This is a genomic window from Halorubrum sp. SD690R (assembly GCF_005435035.1).
GTDB lineage: Archaea > Halobacteriota > Halobacteria > Halobacteriales > Haloferacaceae > Halorubrum > Halorubrum ezzemoulense.
This window is the reverse complement of record NZ_SGTV01000010.1, coordinates 57,860-74,383: the sequence shown is the minus strand read 5'-3', so window position 1 is coordinate 74,383 and position 16,524 is coordinate 57,860. Positions and strand designations below refer to the sequence as shown.

Sequence of the window (16,524 nt, the reverse complement as noted above, 5' to 3'; positions counted from 1 at the left end):
AATAAAAGGTGTGTTCGCGGCGGTCGAGCCGGGGAACGGCGGCCCGGAGCGCCGGATCGGTCCCGGCGTCTGAACCACCTCGACCCCGGCGTCCGAGCTCCTCCGTCACCCGCCTCGGCGCCCCGTCAGGTCCACCGATCGAGCCCGGTCTGGACCTGCGACTCGGCGATGCGCTCGAACCCCCGCTCGACCTCGCCCGCGGCGACGCCCCACTCGTCGACGACGTACTCGCGGGCGGCCTCGACGTCCGGGTTCACGTCGGCGTCGACCGCGACGTCCTCGGCCGGCGGGTCCATGAACAGCTCCCGGATCGCCTCGGCGTTCGGGATCTCGGCGTCCTGGGCGTCGAGGACCCCCCACAGATCGCCGTGTTCCGCGATCGCCTTCACCGCCGTCTTCGGCCCGATCCCGCGGACCCCCTCGTTGAAGTCGGTGCCACAGAGCATCGCGACGTCGACGAGCCCCTGCCGGTCGAGGCTGAGGTCCTCCAGGGTCGCCGACAGGTCCATCAGCTCCGGGTCGCCCTTGCTCGTCAGCTGACGGAGCGTCGTCGGCGCGCCGAACAGCAGCGTGTCGTAGTCCTCGCTGCCGGCGTGGTCCACCGTCCCCGTCGCGGCCATGTGCGCGCACTGCGCTTCCCCCTCCGCGGGCGCCTCGACGACGGGCACGTCGAGCAGTCCCAGCAGCTCGCGGGTCGTCTCCTGTATCGTGTCCGTGAGCCGCTGCGTGCGCGCCTCCAAGCGCGCGGCCTCGACGGCGTCCCCGCGCTCCTCGGCGGCTGCCCGGCGTTCCTCGGCCGCCTCGCGCTTCTCGCGGCGCTCCGCTACCTCGTCGGCCTTCAGGTCGGTGACCGCGCCGTCGAACACCATCACCGGGATCAGGTCGTGCTCGAAGAACTTCGGAAGCCCCTGAACGACCCCGATCAGGTTCGCGACCTCGACGCCGTCGGCGGTGGTGTACTTCTCGTCGCTCGTCCACTTCACCGTCGTCGTGAGGTACCGGTACAGCCAGTTGTGCGCGTCGACGGCGACGACGCCCCCCTCGATCTCCGCGAAGGGCGCGTCGCGGATCGACGCGAGGTCGCGCAAGTCGGCGTTTCCCATTACCCGTCAGTGGGGCGCGTCGCTGTTAAACGCTGACGGGTCGGGGGGACCGGCGGCGGTTCGCGGCCCGCAGTCGCTTCGGCTCCCGCCGGGATCCGCCTGCCGACTTCTGGGCAGTTTATGTGCGTCACGCGCGTACAGCGAGGCGTCTGAATGGTTTCCCCGTTCGAGGTGTTGGAGGTCGACGAGGACGCCGACGACGAGGCGGTCGAACGGGCCTACCGCGAGCGCGTGAAGCGTGCGCACCCGGACCAGGGCGGCTCGATCGAGGAGTTCCAGCTCGTCCGCCGAGCCTACCGCGAGCTGTCCGAACGCGACGGGAACGGCGACGCGGGCGACGGGACCGACCCGGCTGACGTCGACCTCACCGAGGGCGACGACGCGCGCGAGCCGCGGTCGACCCGCGTCGAGTTCCTCGACTACGAGGCGGTCGTCGACTACGGCTGGTCGCTCGAGGACGACGAGCTGTTCCGGAAGGCCGCCCACGCCGACCTCGGCCCCGACGCCCACGGTCGCCTGCTCGTCCACGCGGACGAGAGTCTGCTTGAGGCGGCCGAGCGCAGCGGCTTCGCGTGGCCGTTCTCCTGTCGCGGCGGCGCCTGCGCGAACTGCGCGGTGTACCTCGCCGAGGGCGAGCTCTCGCAGCCGACCGACCACATCATGCCCGACGACCTCGCCGAGCGGGGGTTCCGGCTCTCCTGTAACGGCTACCCGCTGACCGACGAGCTGTCGGTCGTGTTCAACGTGAAACAGCGTCCCGAGCTCGACGACCTCATCCTCCCGCCCGGGCCGTTCACGCGTCGCTGACTCCGCCGCGTCCGAAAAAGCTGACCGCGTGACGCCTCAGAACGACTCGGAGACGGCGGCGACGACGGCGTCCTCGACCGCGTCGCGCTCGCCGGAGAGGAACTCTATCTTCCCCTCGCGGACGCCGGCGGTGGCGATGTCCGCGCCCGGCGCGAGCTCGGCCGCGCGGTCGGCAACGTCGCGGACGGAGACGTCCGCGGTCGTGCGCACGTACAGCTCGTCGGTGCCGACGCCGACCGTCGCGAACGGCTCGCCGTCGGCGCGGCGCCGGTGGAGGTCGTCGAGGAGGAGGGGCGTCGGCGGGAAGTCGTACCGGTGGGTGTAGCCGTCGGTGTCGAGCAGGGCGAACTCGACGCCGTCGACCGCCTCGGTCACGACGTTCGCGCCCGCGGTCTCGACCTCGGCCTCCAGCTTCTCCCGGAACTGCTCGGAGACGTGCGCCGCGAGGTCGCCGCCGTCCGAGAACAGGAGGTCGGCGATCAGCTCGCGCTTGTCCTGGTACGACTGGTAGTACGCCTCCAGCGCGACCGCCTCGCGGAGCTCGGCGACGCGCTCGGCGTCGTAGCCCGCGTCGCGCGCGAGGTCGACGTACCGGTCGGGGCCGTCCGCCCAGTAGCTCACGGCCGGCAGGTGTCGCAGGTCGGCGCGGACCCCGTCGTTGATCGCCGACGCGAGCGAGGCGACGAGCGCGCCCGTCGAGAGCGTCTCGTCGCCGTCGGCGTCGGCCAGCTCCGGCGAGACGAGCGTGTCGACCGCGTCCCGCGTCTCGGGGTCGGCGACCGCGGCGTCGACGACGACCGCGTCGACCCCGTACACCGACAGCAGGTCGATGCCGTCGGCGGACTCGGTCGTCGATCCGGCGCCGACGAGGAGGAAGAGCGGGAGCTTCTCGTCGTGGCGGTCGCGGTCTTGGAGCATCCGCGTCGCGTCGTTGGTGGCCGCGTCCATCCCGTACACCGGCTCGTCGAGCGGGCGGCGGGTGAAGTAGTGGTACTCCGCGTCGCTCTTCGCGTGCTCGTCGCGGATTAGCGGGAGGACGGCGCGCTCGACCGCGGCGCCCGCGACGTAGCCGTCGGCGGTCGCCGGGTGGCGCACGACGATCGGGCGCGATTCGAGGACCGCGCGGCGGACCGCCTCAGCGGCGTCGAGCAGGTCGTCAGCGAGCTCGGCGACGGTCTCGTCGCCGGCCAGCGGCTGGAGCCCCTCGGGGCGCGCCTCGTCGGTGAGGGCCTCGGCGAGGCGGCGGCGGACCGTTTCGGCGTCCTCGCCGTCGAGGAGGACGAGCGCCTCGGACTCGACCTGAACGTCGCCGCGGTGGCTCTCGACCTCCCCGTCGACCCGCACCGCGTCGCCGACCTCCACGTCCGGGTGCGCCCGGACGCCGGGCTCGACGAACGCGGCCACGTCGACGGCGCCCGTCGCGTCGCTGACCTCGAACACCGTCGGGCCGCCGGTCTGGCGGACGCCGACGACCTCGCCCTCGATCCGGACCGAGTCTCCGATCGCGTCGCCGAGCGACGTGATCGACACGCGCTCGGGCTCCGGTTCGTCCACGTCAGACTCGTCCATGTCTGTCTCCGCGGACGCCTCGTCTTCTGCGGTCGTCTCGGACGCGGGCTCCTCCGACGCGTCCGCGTCGTCCGATCCGACGCCCTCGTCCGCGGCCGCATCCGCTTCAGGAGCGTCCGTCGATTGGGACTCGCTCGGCTCCGCATCGGCCTCTTCGGCCTCCTCGCTCGGCGCCTCGGGTTCCGTGCCGGCTTCCGTCTCGTCCTCGTCTGCGGACTCCGCGGCGCCAGCGTCGTCGTCAGCTTCGGACTCTTCGACGTCGTCGCCCGACGCCTCGTCGGGGAGGTGCTCGCCGGAGGGCTCTTGTACGAGGACGCCGCGGAACTCGCGGTCGGCCTGTCGAATCGACCAGCCGAGGTCGACGTTCCCGTTGTCGCGGACGCCTTTCACTTGGACGAACACGTCGTCACCCGGCTCCCAGTCGAGGCTGTCGAGGCGACGGTCGAGCTCGGAGCGGTGGAGCAGTCCGGTGACGCCCGGCGCGAGGTCGACGAACACGCCGAACTCGGCATATCCGTCGACGACGCCCCGGTAGAAGCGGCTCGGAACCAGATCGTCGGGAGAGTCGCCACGGAAGTCGAACGCGACGTCTTCTTGGTGCGAGTCGCAGACGCGACCGCCCCCGACGTCGGTGCCACAGATGATACAGGATCCCATTTGAGTACACCGAGAGTCTCGGGCCTAAAACGGTTGTCGAAAGCCGGCTCGGCGACTCGATCGGAGCGCGGCGGGTTCGCGGTCGTCACGCCGCGACGGCCCGACGCGTCAGGCGCCGAGCAGCGTCCGTCCCGCCGCCACGACGCGGTAGCCGACGCCGTACCCGAGCGCGGCGGGCGGGATCGCGGCCGCAACCGTCCGGACCGCGCCCAGCCCGTGAACCGCGCGGAACCCGACGAACAGCAGCACCGCCGCGTACGCGCCGCAGAGGACTCTGAGTTCGGGTATCGCCGGGCCGGCCAGCGCCATCGGCGAACTCGCGTACGCGACGACCTGGACCGTCTCGCTCACGCCGCCGCGGTCGCGCAGCGAGAAGCTCCCGTCGGCGACCTCGACGCTCGCGACCACGACGGAGACGGTCGCGACCGCGGCGGTCAGGTGGAGGCCGACCGGCGCCGCCAGCGCGACCGCGACGAGGAAGACGACGAGGTCCGAGAGGAGCCGCGAGGAGGGGACGACGACGGGCACCGCTCCGGAGTCGGTCGCGATCAGGCCGAGCGTGAACGCGGCGGCGACCGCGACTGCGAACGTCAGCGCCGGAGCCTGGTCCCCGGGCGTAATCCCGTTCGCGAACGCCCGCCGCGGGCGAACGAGGACCTCGACCCAGGTGCGCGCGATCCCTCGCGGACCGCGGGGGCGTCCGCCCGCCGAGTCGCTCATCCGAGTCGTCACGGTCGGAGTTCGGCCGCGCGGAATAACCCGTTTCCGGTTCGATCCCGAGTCAGTGGGCAGTTCGACCCCGCGTCGGTGGCTGGTTCAGCCACGCGTCCGTCCCGAGCCGGGCCCCACACCGCCTCATTCTTATCAGGGCTGATACGCGGTGCGCAAACCCTTATATCGGCGGTGTCGGAGTGACAGCCGAATGGTGGCGTTCCGAGACGACGAGCGAGGGTTCACCCCGCTGGCGGGGACCGGACTGCTCGTCGGGGTCGTCGTGCTGCTGCTCGCCATCGTCGGCGCGGCGGTGTTCGGCCTCATCGACGGCGTCGCCCCGCCCGACGCCGAGTTTGAGGGGCGACAGGAGGGCGGCGAGCTCGTCGTCGTCTCGCTCGGGCCCGAGCCGGTCCCGGCCGAGGAGCTGTACGTCCGCGGCGAGGACCCGGACGGGAACGTCCAGTTCGGCGCGTGGCCCGGCGACGGCGTCGTCCGGCCGGGCGATCGGGTCCCAGTCCCGAACGCGACCGGTAACGAGAACTTCGAGGTCGTCTGGGAGCCGGTCGCGTTCGACACCCGGGAGACGCTCGGAAGGTACAACGGCGAGGACTCCGCGATAGAGGAGTGGAGCGAGGAGAACGGCGGCAGCACGCCGGGCGGCGGCGTCGGAGTCTGAGGTCGGTTCGGTGTCGAGGTCGCGCTCAACGCGGAGGCGGAGCTCTCACTCGACCGGAACACGCTCGCCGCGCTCGTCGGCCCGCTCGATCGCCGCGAGCACGCGCTGGACCTCGTAGCCGTCCGCGAACGACGGCTCGAACGACTCGCCCTCGGCGACCGCCGAGAGGAACTCGTAGTTCTCATGGACGAACGTGTGCTCCCACCCGATCACGTGGCCGGGGGGCCACCAACGGTCGACGTACGGGTCCGACTCCTCGGTGACCAACACCGTCTCGTAGCCGCGGTTCCCCTCGCGCAGCACCTCCAACTCGTTGAGCCGCTCTAAGGAGAACTTCAGGCTCCCCTTTGTCCCGTGGACCGCGATTGTGTGGTCGTTCTTGTGCCCCTCGGCGACCCGGCTCGCCTCGAAGGTTCCGGTCGCGCCCGACTCGTACTCGACCTGCGCGCTGTACGCGTCGTCGACGGTCACGTCGCGGTACTCGGCGACCCCGCCGTCCTCGTCGTGGACGGGGCGCTCGTCGACGAACGTCGTCAACTGTCCAGCGACGCGCTCGAACTCGCCGACGCGGTCGCCGACGAGAAACCGCGCGAGGTCGAGCGTGTGCGCGCCGAGGTCGCCGAGTGCGCCCGATCCCGCCATGTCGGCGTCCATCCGCCACGCCCACGGCGCCTCGGGGTCGACGAGCCAGTCCTGGAGGTAGCGCCCGCGGACCTGCCGGATCTCGCCCAGCGCGCCGTCCTCGATCAGCCGCTTCGCGTGGCGGATCGCGGGGACGAACCGATAGTTGAACGCGGTGCCGCTGGTCACGTCGGTCGCGGCCGCCGCGTCGCGCATCGCTGCCGCCTCCTCCAGCGTCGGCGCGAGCGGCTTCTCACAGAGCACGGGCACCCCGGCCTCAAGAGCCGCGATCGACGGCTCGGCGTGGACGTGGTTCGGTCCGAGGTTGTAGAAGACGTCCACCTCGTCTATCGCAGCCTCCCAGTCGGTCGCGGTGTGCGGGAAGCCGAACCGGTCGGCCGCGTCCGCGAGCGCCGCCTCGTCGCGCCCGACGAGCGTGTGCCGCTCGATTTCGGGCGCGTCCGGAAAGAACATCGGGAGCCGCGCCATGGCGTTCGCGTGCGCCCTGCCCATGAAGCGATACCCCAGTACGCCGATCTTCAGTGGTTCTCGTGTCATCGGATCCTCCCCCGCCTCACTCCGCCCAGTACGCGTCGCCCGGTTCCGTCTCGAACACCGCCCGGTCCAACACGTCGACCGCCTTCTCTAATCCCTCGCGCGAGGAGGTGAGCGCGTCCTCGTGTTCGATGGAGAGCGCGCCCTCGTAGTCGACCAGCCGGAGCGTCGAGACCACGTCCTTCCAGTGTTCCTCGCCGTGGCCGTAGCCGATCGAACGGAACAGCCACGAGCGGTCTGCGGTGTCGGCGTAGCTCGTCGTGTCGAGCACGCCCTTCACGCGGCTCTCGGCCTCGTACACCTTCGTGTCCTTCGCGTGGACGTGGTGGATCGCGTCGCGCTCGCCGAGGAACCGGATCGCCTCCGTCACGTCGATCCCCTGCCAGTAGAGGTGCGAGGGATCGAAGTTGGCACCGATCCGGTCGTTCGTCGCCTCCCGCAGCGCGACCAGTCCGGTCGGCTCGTAGACCAGCATGTTCGGGTGCATCTCGATAGCCACGTCGACCCCGTGGTGGTCGGCGTGGGCCGCCAGGTCGCGCCAGTACGGGATCGCGACCTCGTCCCACTGGTAGTCGAGCGCGTCGGCGTGTTCGGTCGGCCACGGCGCCGTGACCCAGTTTGGCGTCGAGTCGCCGGGCGCGCCCGCCGGGAGCCCGGAGAAGCAGGTGACCGTGTCGACGCCGAGCAGGTCGGCTAACTCGATCGCCTCGCGCAGCTCGCGGTCGGCCGCCGCGGCCCGCTCCTCGCTGGGGTGAAGCGGGTTGTTGTGCGTCGCCAGCGCCGAGATCCGCAGCCCGCGGTCGTCGAGCAGCGAGAGCAGCTCCTCTCTCCCGGCCGGGTCGTCGAGGAGCGCTTCGCGGTCGACGTGGTCCTCGCCGGGCCAGCCGCCGACACCGAGTTCGACGGCGTCGACGGCGATGCCGTCGAGGTACGCGGCCGCGTCGTCGAGCGGTTCGCCGCCCAGTGGAACCGTCAACACGCCGATGTCCATGGCCGAGGCTACACGAACGTCACGAATAAGTGTTCAGGAAGCGCCGCTGCGGGGGCGCTCGGCCGCCGCGGCCGACGCGCGTCGGCGACGACGACGGCGGTGTCTCCGGCGCGTTGCCCGCGCTGGCGCCGCGAACCGCATGAGGTTTTAACGGGTGGAACGCGTACGATGTGGTATGGGAATCCTCTCGCGCGCCTCCTACGTCGTCCGCTCGAAGGTGAACGCCCTCCTCAACCGGGCGGAGGACCCGACAGAATCGCTCGACTACTCGTACGAACAGATGCGCGACGAACTCCAAGATGTCAAACAGGGGATCGCCGACCTGACGACCCAGAAGAAGCGCCTGGAGATCCAGAAGCGCAAGCTCGAGGAGAACGTCGAGAAGCACAACCGACAGGCTCGCGAGGCGGTCCAGCAGGACCGCGACGACCTCGCGCGCAAGGCCCTCGAGAAGAAGAAGTCGAAGATGACCCAGATCGAGGAGCTCGAAGGGCAGATCGCCGACCTGAACAACACCCAAGAGCAGCTCGTCGAGAAGAAGAACAAGCTCCAGAACCGCATCGAGGAGTTCCGCACCAAGAAGGAGACGATGAAGGCCCGCTACGAGGCGGCCGAGGCGTCCACCCGCGTCTCCGAGGCGATGACGGGCGTCGGCGACGAGATGGAGGACGTGAGCCGCTCCATCGAGCGCGCCGAGGAGCGCACCGAGGAGATGGAGGCGCGCTCGGAGGCGATGGACGAGCTGGAGGACTCCGGCGCGTTCGAAGACGCGCTCTCCGACAAGGACAGCATCGACCGCGAGCTGGAGAGCCTCTCGACGAACAGCGAGGTCGACGCCGAGCTGGAGACGCTGAAGGGCGAGCTCGGCAAGGGCGAGTCGTCGAACGGCGAGGCCGCCGTCAGCGACGAGGATGTCGACGCCGAACTGGAGGACATCGAGTCGGAGATCGACGCCGACGACTTAGAGAGCGATCTTGACGGTGATGCGAACGCCGACCTCGACGAGGAGCTCGACGTTGAGCTAGAGGAGTCGGAGTCTCAAGCCGACGAGAAGCGGAACTGAGGTCCCCAGCAGATCTGCGCTCGGTCCCCGCGGTCCCCGTCCCTCTCGTCCCCGCCTCAGACTCGGTTCACTCCGACGCCGGGCGCGCGCCGGTCCCCGCGCGGTCCTGATCGGCGAGCCGGATCTCACCGTCCGGGAGGTCGATACCCTCGTACGGGTCGTCGTCGAGCAGCAGCGACCCGTCGATATCGGCGTAATCGAGGAGGGGCGCGAGCTGCGCGGCGGCCGCGATGGAGGCGTTCGACTCGATCATACAGCCGCACATCACCTCCAGCCCGTGCGCTCGCGCGGCGGCGATCACCCGCCGGGCCTCGGACAGGCTCCCGGCCTTCATCAGCTTCAGGTTCGCGATGTCGCAGCGGTCGGCGATCGCGGGCACGTCCGCCGCGGTCACGCAGGACTCGTCGGCGGCGATCGGGAGTTCCGACCGCTCGTAGACGTACCGGAGCCCCTCGGGGTCGTCGGCCGAGACGGGCTGCTCGACGAACTCCACGTCGCGGTCGGCGAGCCACGCGCTCTTCGCGACCGCCTCCTTCGGCGTCCACGCCTCGTTCGCGTCGACCCGGAGCCGCGCGTCGGGCGCCGCCTCGCGGACGGCGTCGACCAGCTCGCGGTCGCGGTCGGTCCCGAGCTTGAGCTTCAACACGTCGTGGCCCGCCGCGACGGCGTCGGCGGCCTTCTCGCGGACGCGGTCGGTCTCGTCGAGTCCGACGGTGAACGACGTCTTCGGCGCGTCGCTCGGGTCGAGCCCCCACAGGCGGTGGAGGGGGACGCCGAGCCGCTTCGCGGCGAGGTCGTGGACGGCGATCGAGACGGCACAGCGGGCGGCGGGGTTCCCGTTCACGACCGCCCGCAGCTCGGTCTCGATCTCGCGGACTGCGTGGGGGTCGCCGACGCGCTCGACGGCGTCGAGGAGGTCCGGCATGACCGCCGCGACCGTGTCGGCCGTCTCGCCGTAGTGGGTCGACGGCGCCGCGCCGCCGACCCCGGTCATCCCCGCGTCGTCCGTCACGCGGACGACCACGTTCTCGGCCGCCGTCTGCGTCCCCCGCGAGATGGTGAACGCGTTCTCGAGCGGCAGCGACACCCGCTCGAACTCGGTGTCGAGGCTCATTCGGCCGCTTCCTCCCCGTCGACCTCCGAGTCGGCGTCCGCGGCGTCGACCGCGCCCAGTCCGGCGTCGAGGGCGGCGTCGACGACGGCGTCCGCGCCGTGGCGTACCGGGTCGATCGCGGGAACCCCGGTCTCGTCGGCGAACGCGGCGACCGCCTCGGCGGCCGCCTCGTCCTCGTCGATGGTCTTCGTGTTCACCGCCCCCGCGACGACGCTCGCCTCGTGGACGGGCGCCGCCAAGTCCTGGTAGAGGTCGACGTAGTCGGCGAGCGGCGGGAGGGCGAACTCCTCGTAACCGTGGACGACCTCGCGGCCCGCGGCGTGACAGAGGACGAGCCCGTCGGCCATCGACCCGTGGAGGATGCCGCAGGTGACCGCCGAGTAGGCGGGGTGGACGATGCTCCCCTGCCCCTCGACGACGAGGAGGTCGTGGTCGTCGCCGACCTCGGCGAGCATGTCCTCGACCGCGCCGGCGGCGAAGTCGGAGACGACGCGGTCGATCGGGTTCCCCCAGCCGGCGATCATGATCCCGGTCTGGCCGGTCGGGACGAACGCGGCGTCGATGCCGCGCTCGCGGGCGGCCGCGACGATCTCCAGCGAGGCGGTCATCTTCCCGACCGAGCAGTCGGTCCCGACAGTGAGCAGCACGTCGGCGTCCACGTCGCCGGACGCGCCCGTCGCGACCGTGAGGTCGTCGTCCGGCTCGCGCACGTCGACGAGGTCGACACCGTGGTCGTCCGCGAGCGCGGCCAGCTCCTCGTCCTCGTTCAGGAAGTAGTGGAGACCGCTCACCACGTCACAGCCCGCCTCGATCGCGGCCTCGACGTCCGACCGCCACGACTCGTCGAAGCCGCCGCCGATCGGCGCGATTCCGATGTACAAGGCGTCGAGGTCGCCGTCGGCCGCCGCGTGCGCCTCCTCGAACGACGCGACGATCGGCGCGTCCCCCACGTCCGCGACGTGATCGCTCACGCGGTCGCCGGCGCGGTCGCGGTCGAGGACGGCCCGGACGTCTTGGTCGCCGTAGCGCAGCACGCCGAGCGCGGTCTTCGCGCGGTCGGGGAACTTCTCGTGGGCGAGGACGGCGATCCGCTCGTGGTCCATGGTGGCTCGCTCGCCCCCCGCGTTCTTAAAAGAGTCGAGGGCCGGCCAAGCGATACGAACGAACCGCGGTGGCGCGTGCCGACGAGCGCCCGAAGGGCGCGAGTCGCACGCGCGAGGTCGCCGGCGCGTAGCGCCGGCTGCCAGAGGGACCTTCGGTCCCTCGCTGGAGTCGACCGCCCTCCGCGTTGCTCCGGCCGGTCGACGAGGCCGGGGAGGTGTGAGGTGCGGTCGCGGTGCGGGACGGGACTCGAAGGGGCAGTCGCGAGGCGGGCGCAGGTGGCGCAAGCACTGGAGGGAGAGCAGCGCGAGCGACCGAAGCGCACAGCGAGCGTGCGCCCGCCTCGCGGCTGGGGCTTCGGAAGTGCTCCTCGCGGTGGCGACGACGTATCGCAGAACAGCCGAGGCTTCGGGAAAGAGAACGACGCCGGAACGAGTGTTCGAGCAGTCAGGCGCTGCCGTCCACGAACTGGTCGGCGCCCTCGTAGAACCAGTATCCGTTCTCCCGCATCGCGCGGCCGAGCTCCTGGTGGAACTCGACGAAGTCCGCGAACTCCTCCTGCTCGACGTTCTCGAATATCTCCTCGACGGAGACGACCGTCTCGTAGTCGATCCGGATCGGGTGGTCGCCGTACTGCTCGACGTACTCCGCGGCGGTCAGCGGAAAGTCCTCATCCTCGTTGACCTTCTTCGCGAGCACGGCGTGGCCGTACTGCCGCATGCCCTCGCTCCCCTGCTCGCCGTCGGGGTCGTGTGGCCAGTCCATACCCGGAAGTTCGCCGGATCGGGCATAGTGGTTTCGGATGCGGCGGTGGCGGCGGCCACTCCTCCCGAGCCGCTCGACCCCACCCCCGACCACGGAAACACTTCACGGCCCTCCGCGTCGCTCCGGGCATGCGACGCAGAGCCCTCCTCGCGTCCGCGGCCGCCGTCTCGACCGCCGCGCTCGCAGGGTGTCCCACCCCGCCGTGGAGCGATGACCCGGCGGAAATCGACGTCGCCGAGGTTCGCCGGCGCCTCGACGAAGATACGCCGCGGCTGGTCGTGGCGGGATCGCTCCTCGACGGCCCCCGCCGCTGTGAACGCGTCACGCTGTTCGAGGCGGCGCTCGACGACGGGACGCTCCGCCTCCGGATCGTCTCCGAGGACGACCCCGACTCGGACGTCGGCCGCTGCTCGGACATCGCTGAGCCCCACGCGCACTCAGTCGCCGTCGCGTTCACGGAGACTCCCGTCCCGGAGCGCGCCGTCGTCCAGCACGGGGATGAGACGATACTGGAGGAACCGGTCTGACGGAACCGGGCCGAGCACGGCCAGACCGCCGCCGCTACTCCACGACTTCGACGACCGGATCGTCCGCGGTCAGGCGCGTGAGAACGACGCGCGGCACGTTCGCGCGCATGAGGATCTCCCCGGCGAGCGCCCGGGCCGCGGCGGCGTCCGCCTCGTCGTCGACCTTGTTCACGACCGGGATCGCGGTCGCGTCGCCGGGGACCCCCTTCAGCCCGCCCGCGGGACTCGCGAGGACCGTCGCGACGTCGGCCGGGCGGATCTCGTCGCCGATCTCGCGGCCCGTGATCGCGGCGACCTCCTCGGGGCGGTGGACGTGCTCCTCCGTGAGCGGTTCGCCGACGACGTGCGCGCTCGCGATCGGGGCGACGATGTCCGCGTTCGACGGGATCTGCGGCTCGCGGTCGCCCGGCGCCTTGAACTCGCGGAGGCGCGCCCCGTCCGCCTTCACGAGCGTCGCGCCGGGCGCGGCGTCGGCGATCTCGGCGACGGTCTCCGTGTCGTACCCGAGGTACCGGTCCGACCGGTCGCGCTCGGGGACCAGCCCGAGCGGCCACTCGTCGGGTCCCGCCTCGCCGAGCGCGGCCACCGGGTCCGCGGTCACGCGCACCGCGGCGACCCGGTCGTCGAAGATCGGTATTCGGACGCTCGCGGTCACGACCGGCCGGTCGAGCCGGTCGGCGAGCGCGAACAGCGTCGACTTCTTGCCGCCCGCGCCGACGACGCAGACGGTCGCGTCGCGGGCGTCGAGCGCGGTCGTCAGGTCCATGCCGGGGCGTTCAGTCGCATCGGACCTCACTCTGGCGGTCGGACGGGCGGCCGACCGGCGGCGTCGCGGCGGCGGACAAATTGATACGACTCCGCCACGCAGGTCAACCGGATGCGCCGAAACCGCACCCGAGTCATTCGCGTGGACCTCTCGACGCGCGAGACTACCAGCGAACGGGTCCCGCGGGACTGGCGACGCGACTTCGTTGGCGGGAAGGGGATCGGAGCGCGCTACCTCTACGAGGAACTCTCGCCGGGAACGGACCCGACGGGGCCGGAGAATCTCCTCGCGTTCCTCGTCGGGCCGCTCGCGGGCTTCCTACCGGGAGAGACCCGGTACGCCGCAGTGACGAAGTCGCCGCTCACCGGCGGGTTCCTCGACTCGTACGCCGGCGGCGACTTCGCCGTCCGGCTCGCGGGGTCGCTCGACGACTGCATCGGCCTGCTCGTGACCGGGACCGCCGACAGACCGGTCCGGATCGAGGTCGAGGGGGGTCACGCCCGGGTCAAGCCGACCGACGCGTGGGGCGACGACGCCGCCGAGACCGCCGAGCGGTTCCCGGACGCCGGCGTCGCCTGCGTCGGCCCGGCCGGCGAGCGCGAGGCGGCGTACGCGACGATCGCGAGCGACGGCGGCGACCACCACGCCGGGCGCGGCGGCGCCGGCGCGGTGATGGGCGCGAAGCGGCTGAAGGCCGTCGTCGCCCGCGACCCCCCGCCGGCGGTCCCGGAGGACCTCGCCGCCCGCCGCGACCGCGACGCCGAGACGTACGGGCGGCGGCCGACCGGCGAGTGGCAGGCGGCCGGCGAGACGATCGAGACGGTCGACTACGCGGACGAGGTCGGGATCCTCGCGGCCGAGGGATGGACGGAGACCGGCTTCGACGGGGTCGACGACATCGGCGTCGAGGCCGCGGCGGAGCGCGCGGCCGGACGCGAAGCCGTCAGTGCCGGCCGTGACGGTGACGGCCGAGAGGGCGCCGAGAGCGGACCGGCGGCCGTCCCCGGCGGGTTCCGGATCGACACGTCCGACGGCGAGGTCGTGCCGCGCGGCGCGGCCCCGATCACGCTCGGCGCCGGCCTCGGGATCGACGACTTCGACCGCGTCGCGGAGCTCTGCGGGGTCTGCGACCGTCTCGGCCTCGACGTGATCGGCGCGGGCAGCGCGGTCGCCTGGGCGATCCGCGCCGGGCGGGCTGGGGTCGTCGACTGCCCGGTCGACTTCGGCGACGCCGCCGGCGCAGAGCGCCTGCTGAAGGCGATCGCGGCCCGCGACCCCCCGGCCGATCTCGACGTGGACCCGGACCTCCCGGACGCCCTCGCCCACGGGGTCGACGCCGCGGTGGCCCGATTCGGCGGCGACGCGCTCGTGCCGACGGTGAAGTCGATGGCGCTGCCCGGCTTCGACCCGCGCGCGGCGGTCGGCGTCGCGCTCGCGTACGCGACGAGCGACCGCGGCGCGTGTCACCGGCGCGCGCGACCGCAGGAGCGCGAGCCGCTGGCACGTCCCGACCGCTCCCTCGCCGACCGGGTGCGCGACGTGGTCGGGGAGCAGAACGCGCGCTCGGTCCTGTGGAGCCTCGTCGTCGACGACTTCGTCGGCGAGGCGGTCTGTGCCGACCTCGGCGCGGAGTGGCTCGCGGCGATCCAGCACCCGGCGGTCGCCGACCGCGGCGGCCCGCACCGCGACGAGTCGGAACGCGGGGACGCGGGGGACGCTGGCCGACCGGATCCCTCCCCCGCCGCGCTCGCGACGACCGGCGAGCGCATCTGGACGCTCACCCGACTGTTCAACGCCCGAGAGGGATTCGACCGCGCGGACGACGCGCTCCCTGAGCCGCTCCGCACCGACGCGGCCGACGGGACGCCGGGCGTCGACGTCGACGCGTTCGACCGCCTGCTCGATCGGTACTACGCGGCACGCGGGTGGGGCGAACGGGGGCTCCCGACGCCGGAGACCGCCGAGCGGCTCGGGCTCGCGCGCGTCGTCGACGACGCGACGCCGCTGGACGATAGCCCGATCGACTCCGCCCCGGCGGCCGACGCGGACGACTGACCCCGCCCGGCGACTTGACTGCCGTCCGCTCCGGCGGCCTCAGCGACGCAGCCCGCCCTCCGCCTTGATACGCATGATGTGCCGGACGTTGAGGTAGATCTCCTCCGGCGACGTCTCCTCCTCCTCGTCGTATAAGTCCGACACCCGGTAGAGGATCGCCGAGAGCTGCTTGCTCTCCGAGCTCTCCGCGCGTACGTCCGCCGCCACCTCGCGGAGGAACTCCCGCACCTCCGCGTCGGCCGGGATCTCCGCGCCCGACGCCTCGTCCGGTACCACCGGGTCGACGCCCGCGGCCGCGAGGGGGTCCTCCGGGTCGTCGCCGGTCGCCCCGGTTTCGTCGCCGGCCCCCGCGCCGTCGTCCGCGTCGGTCATCGCTCGCCGCTCACCCCGCGGCGGCGGACGACCCCGGCGTTGTTCGCGACGTTCTCGACGAGCACCTTGAACGCGTCTGCGGTCTCGCCGTCCTCCAAGACGAGGGGCTCGCCGTCGTCGCCGCCCGTCCGGACCGCGGGGTCGAGCGGGACGCCGCCGAGGAAGGGCAGGTCGTGGTCCGCGGCGAGCGCCTTCCCGCCGCCGGAGCCGAATATCTCGTGGAAGCCGCCGCAGTCCGGGCAGCGGAATCCGGCCATGTTCTCCGCGATACCGAGGACGTTCGTGTCGTGTTTACCGAACATCCGGAGCCCCTTCACCGCGTCGTCGAGCGCCACGTCCTGCGGCGTGGTGACGATCACGGCCCCCGTCAGCGGCAGCGTCTGGAGGATCGTGAGCTGTGTATCGCCGGTGCCCGGCGGGAGGTCCATCACGAGGTAGTCGAGCTCGCCCCACTCCACGTCCTCGACGAGTTGGGTGATGATCTTGTGGACCATCGGGCCGCGCCAGATGACGGGGTCGTCCTCGCCGGTGAGGAAGTCCATGCTCATCAGCTTCACGCCGAACCGCTCCGGTGGCACGATCGTCTCGCCGTCGGTTTCCGGGCGCTGTTCCGCGGACACCATCCGCGGGACGTTGGGCCCGTACACGTCGGCGTCGAACAGGCCGACGCGGGCGCCGAGTTTGGAGAGCCCGGCCGCGATGTTGACCGCCATCGTCGACTTGCCGACCCCGCCCTTCCCGGAGGCGACCGCGATCACGTTCTGTACGCCGGGGAGAACCTGCTCCTCGGTCGAGAGGTCGTCCGGGATCGACGCCGACAGCTCGACGTCGAGCCCGGTGTCGGCGAGCGCCTCGCGCACGTCGTCGGCGATGGCCGACTCGGTCGGCGAGAAGGGGGCGCCGAGCGCGAGCGACACGTGGACCGTTCCGTCCGCCTCGTCGACGTCGACGCCGTTCACCAGCCCGAGCGAGACGATGTCGCCGCCGAGGTCGGGGTCCCGCACCTCCGCGAGCCGCTCCCGTACGTCCGATTCGTTCATGCCGGGGAGGAGGGCCGTGGGTCGAATA

16 protein-coding genes are annotated in these 16,524 nt (G+C 71.9%); 5 read left to right on the top strand and 11 right to left on the bottom strand.

Annotated elements, in window-relative coordinates:
* Window positions 1-125: 125 nt before the first annotated feature.
* Window positions 126-1,103, bottom strand: coding sequence for a flap endonuclease-1 (gene fen, locus EXE41_RS08200; protein ID WP_137690725.1), 978 nt, complete (start codon window positions 1,101-1,103; stop codon window positions 126-128).
* A gap of 153 nt (window positions 1,104-1,256) precedes the next feature.
* Here fen and fer point away from each other — a divergent pair, with 153 nt between their 5' ends.
* Complete coding sequence (gene fer, locus EXE41_RS08195) at window positions 1,257-1,910, top strand: ferredoxin Fer (protein ID WP_049930784.1); 654 nt, start codon at window positions 1,257-1,259, stop codon at window positions 1,908-1,910.
* Between the two features lie 36 nt (window positions 1,911-1,946).
* Here the strand turns inward: fer and EXE41_RS08190 are convergent, their stop codons facing one another.
* Both EXE41_RS08190 and EXE41_RS08185 read right to left on the bottom strand, forming a co-directional pair.
* On the bottom strand, window positions 1,947-4,136 hold the full coding sequence (locus tag EXE41_RS08190) for a DHH family phosphoesterase (protein WP_137690724.1): 2,190 nt from the start codon (window positions 4,134-4,136) through the stop codon (window positions 1,947-1,949).
* A 108-nt stretch (window positions 4,137-4,244) separates the two neighbouring features.
* Window positions 4,245-4,856, bottom strand: a complete 612-nt coding sequence (locus tag EXE41_RS08185) for a YIP1 family protein (protein WP_049930781.1) — start codon at window positions 4,854-4,856, stop codon at window positions 4,245-4,247.
* Window positions 4,857-5,058: 202 nt separating this feature from the next.
* Here EXE41_RS08185 and EXE41_RS08180 point away from each other — a divergent pair, with 202 nt between their 5' ends.
* A complete protein-coding gene (locus EXE41_RS08180) occupies window positions 5,059-5,526 on the top strand; it encodes a type IV pilin (protein WP_137690723.1) in 468 nt (155 codons plus the stop codon).
* 45 nt (window positions 5,527-5,571) lie between these two features.
* Here the strand turns inward: EXE41_RS08180 and EXE41_RS08175 are convergent, their stop codons facing one another.
* Window positions 5,572-6,705, bottom strand: coding sequence for a Gfo/Idh/MocA family protein (locus EXE41_RS08175; protein WP_089308615.1), 1,134 nt, complete (start codon window positions 6,703-6,705; stop codon window positions 5,572-5,574).
* Between the two features lie 16 nt (window positions 6,706-6,721).
* Window positions 6,722-7,693: a sugar phosphate isomerase/epimerase gene (locus EXE41_RS08170; protein WP_137690722.1), complete on the bottom strand. Its 972-nt coding sequence runs from the start codon at window positions 7,691-7,693 to the stop codon at window positions 6,722-6,724.
* Window positions 7,694-7,868: 175 nt separating this feature from the next.
* Between EXE41_RS08170 and EXE41_RS08165 the strand changes: the two genes are divergently transcribed.
* Window positions 7,869-8,756, top strand: coding sequence for a PspA/IM30 family protein (locus tag EXE41_RS08165; RefSeq protein WP_086216435.1), 888 nt, complete (start codon window positions 7,869-7,871; stop codon window positions 8,754-8,756).
* Between the two features lie 67 nt (window positions 8,757-8,823).
* Here the strand turns inward: EXE41_RS08165 and EXE41_RS08160 are convergent, their stop codons facing one another.
* The 3 genes from EXE41_RS08160 to EXE41_RS08150 all read right to left on the bottom strand — a co-directional run bounded on the left by EXE41_RS08160 (window position 8,824) and on the right by EXE41_RS08150 (window position 11,736).
* Complete coding sequence (locus EXE41_RS08160) at window positions 8,824-9,870, bottom strand: dipeptide epimerase (RefSeq protein WP_137690721.1); 1,047 nt, start codon at window positions 9,868-9,870, stop codon at window positions 8,824-8,826.
* Window positions 9,867-10,973 (bottom strand): DUF1611 domain-containing protein, encoded by a 1,107-nt coding sequence (locus tag EXE41_RS08155; protein WP_049930769.1) that lies wholly within the window; start codon window positions 10,971-10,973, stop codon window positions 9,867-9,869. Before EXE41_RS08155 ends, EXE41_RS08160 begins: the two co-directional genes overlap by 4 nt.
* A gap of 445 nt (window positions 10,974-11,418) precedes the next feature.
* On the bottom strand, window positions 11,419-11,736 hold the full coding sequence (locus EXE41_RS08150; protein ID WP_049930768.1) for a DUF5785 family protein: 318 nt from the start codon (window positions 11,734-11,736) through the stop codon (window positions 11,419-11,421).
* Window positions 11,737-11,864: 128 nt separating this feature from the next.
* On the opposite strand from EXE41_RS08150, the gene EXE41_RS08145 reads away from it, so the two are divergent.
* Complete coding sequence (locus tag EXE41_RS08145; RefSeq protein ID WP_049930766.1) at window positions 11,865-12,263, top strand: hypothetical protein; 399 nt, start codon at window positions 11,865-11,867, stop codon at window positions 12,261-12,263.
* A 34-nt stretch (window positions 12,264-12,297) separates the two neighbouring features.
* Here the strand turns inward: EXE41_RS08145 and yqeC are convergent, their stop codons facing one another.
* Complete coding sequence (yqeC, locus tag EXE41_RS08140) at window positions 12,298-13,029, bottom strand: selenium cofactor biosynthesis protein YqeC (protein WP_049930764.1); 732 nt, start codon at window positions 13,027-13,029, stop codon at window positions 12,298-12,300.
* A gap of 111 nt (window positions 13,030-13,140) precedes the next feature.
* On the opposite strand from yqeC, the gene EXE41_RS08135 reads away from it, so the two are divergent.
* Window positions 13,141-15,084 carry an aldehyde ferredoxin oxidoreductase family protein gene (locus EXE41_RS08135; RefSeq protein WP_137690720.1) on the top strand — a complete coding sequence of 648 codons (1,944 nt, stop codon included), beginning with the start codon at window positions 13,141-13,143 and terminating at the stop codon, window positions 15,082-15,084.
* A 39-nt stretch (window positions 15,085-15,123) separates the two neighbouring features.
* Here the strand turns inward: EXE41_RS08135 and EXE41_RS08130 are convergent, their stop codons facing one another.
* Together EXE41_RS08130 and EXE41_RS08125 are read right to left on the bottom strand one after the other, a co-directional pair.
* On the bottom strand, window positions 15,124-15,456 hold the full coding sequence (locus EXE41_RS08130) for a hypothetical protein (protein WP_049930761.1): 333 nt from the start codon (window positions 15,454-15,456) through the stop codon (window positions 15,124-15,126).
* On the bottom strand, window positions 15,453-16,496 hold the full coding sequence (locus EXE41_RS08125) for an Mrp/NBP35 family ATP-binding protein (RefSeq protein WP_086215718.1): 1,044 nt from the start codon (window positions 16,494-16,496) through the stop codon (window positions 15,453-15,455). Before EXE41_RS08125 ends, EXE41_RS08130 begins: the two co-directional genes overlap by 4 nt.
* Between the last annotated feature and the right edge of the window lie 28 nt (window positions 16,497-16,524).

What these genes read in the sequence shown, in the direction of transcription:
- EXE41_RS08170 (WP_137690722.1), bottom strand. Translation starts at nt 7,693, where the DNA reads ATGGACATCGGCGTGTTGACGGTTCCACTGGGCGGCGAACCGCTCGAC.
- EXE41_RS08125 (WP_086215718.1), bottom strand. Translation starts at nt 16,496, where the DNA reads ATGAACGAATCGGACGTACGGGAGCGGCTCGCGGAGGTGCGGGACCCC.
- fer (WP_049930784.1), top strand. Translation starts at nt 1,257, where the DNA reads ATGGTTTCCCCGTTCGAGGTGTTGGAGGTCGACGAGGACGCCGACGAC.
- yqeC (WP_049930764.1), bottom strand. Translation starts at nt 13,029, where the DNA reads ATGGACCTGACGACCGCGCTCGACGCCCGCGACGCGACCGTCTGCGTC.
- fen (WP_137690725.1), bottom strand. Translation starts at nt 1,103, where the DNA reads ATGGGAAACGCCGACTTGCGCGACCTCGCGTCGATCCGCGACGCGCCC.
- EXE41_RS08190 (WP_137690724.1), bottom strand. Translation starts at nt 4,136, where the DNA reads ATGGGATCCTGTATCATCTGTGGCACCGACGTCGGGGGCGGTCGCGTC.
- EXE41_RS08185 (WP_049930781.1), bottom strand. Translation starts at nt 4,856, where the DNA reads ATGAGCGACTCGGCGGGCGGACGCCCCCGCGGTCCGCGAGGGATCGCG.
- EXE41_RS08160 (WP_137690721.1), bottom strand. Translation starts at nt 9,870, where the DNA reads ATGAGCCTCGACACCGAGTTCGAGCGGGTGTCGCTGCCGCTCGAGAAC.
- EXE41_RS08145 (WP_049930766.1), top strand. Translation starts at nt 11,865, where the DNA reads ATGCGACGCAGAGCCCTCCTCGCGTCCGCGGCCGCCGTCTCGACCGCC.
- EXE41_RS08155 (WP_049930769.1), bottom strand. Translation starts at nt 10,973, where the DNA reads ATGGACCACGAGCGGATCGCCGTCCTCGCCCACGAGAAGTTCCCCGAC.
- EXE41_RS08135 (WP_137690720.1), top strand. Translation starts at nt 13,141, where the DNA reads ATGCGCCGAAACCGCACCCGAGTCATTCGCGTGGACCTCTCGACGCGC.
- EXE41_RS08180 (WP_137690723.1), top strand. Translation starts at nt 5,059, where the DNA reads ATGGTGGCGTTCCGAGACGACGAGCGAGGGTTCACCCCGCTGGCGGGG.
- EXE41_RS08130 (WP_049930761.1), bottom strand. Translation starts at nt 15,456, where the DNA reads ATGACCGACGCGGACGACGGCGCGGGGGCCGGCGACGAAACCGGGGCG.
- EXE41_RS08150 (WP_049930768.1), bottom strand. Translation starts at nt 11,736, where the DNA reads ATGGACTGGCCACACGACCCCGACGGCGAGCAGGGGAGCGAGGGCATG.
- EXE41_RS08165 (WP_086216435.1), top strand. Translation starts at nt 7,869, where the DNA reads ATGGGAATCCTCTCGCGCGCCTCCTACGTCGTCCGCTCGAAGGTGAAC.
- EXE41_RS08175 (WP_089308615.1), bottom strand. Translation starts at nt 6,705, where the DNA reads ATGACACGAGAACCACTGAAGATCGGCGTACTGGGGTATCGCTTCATG.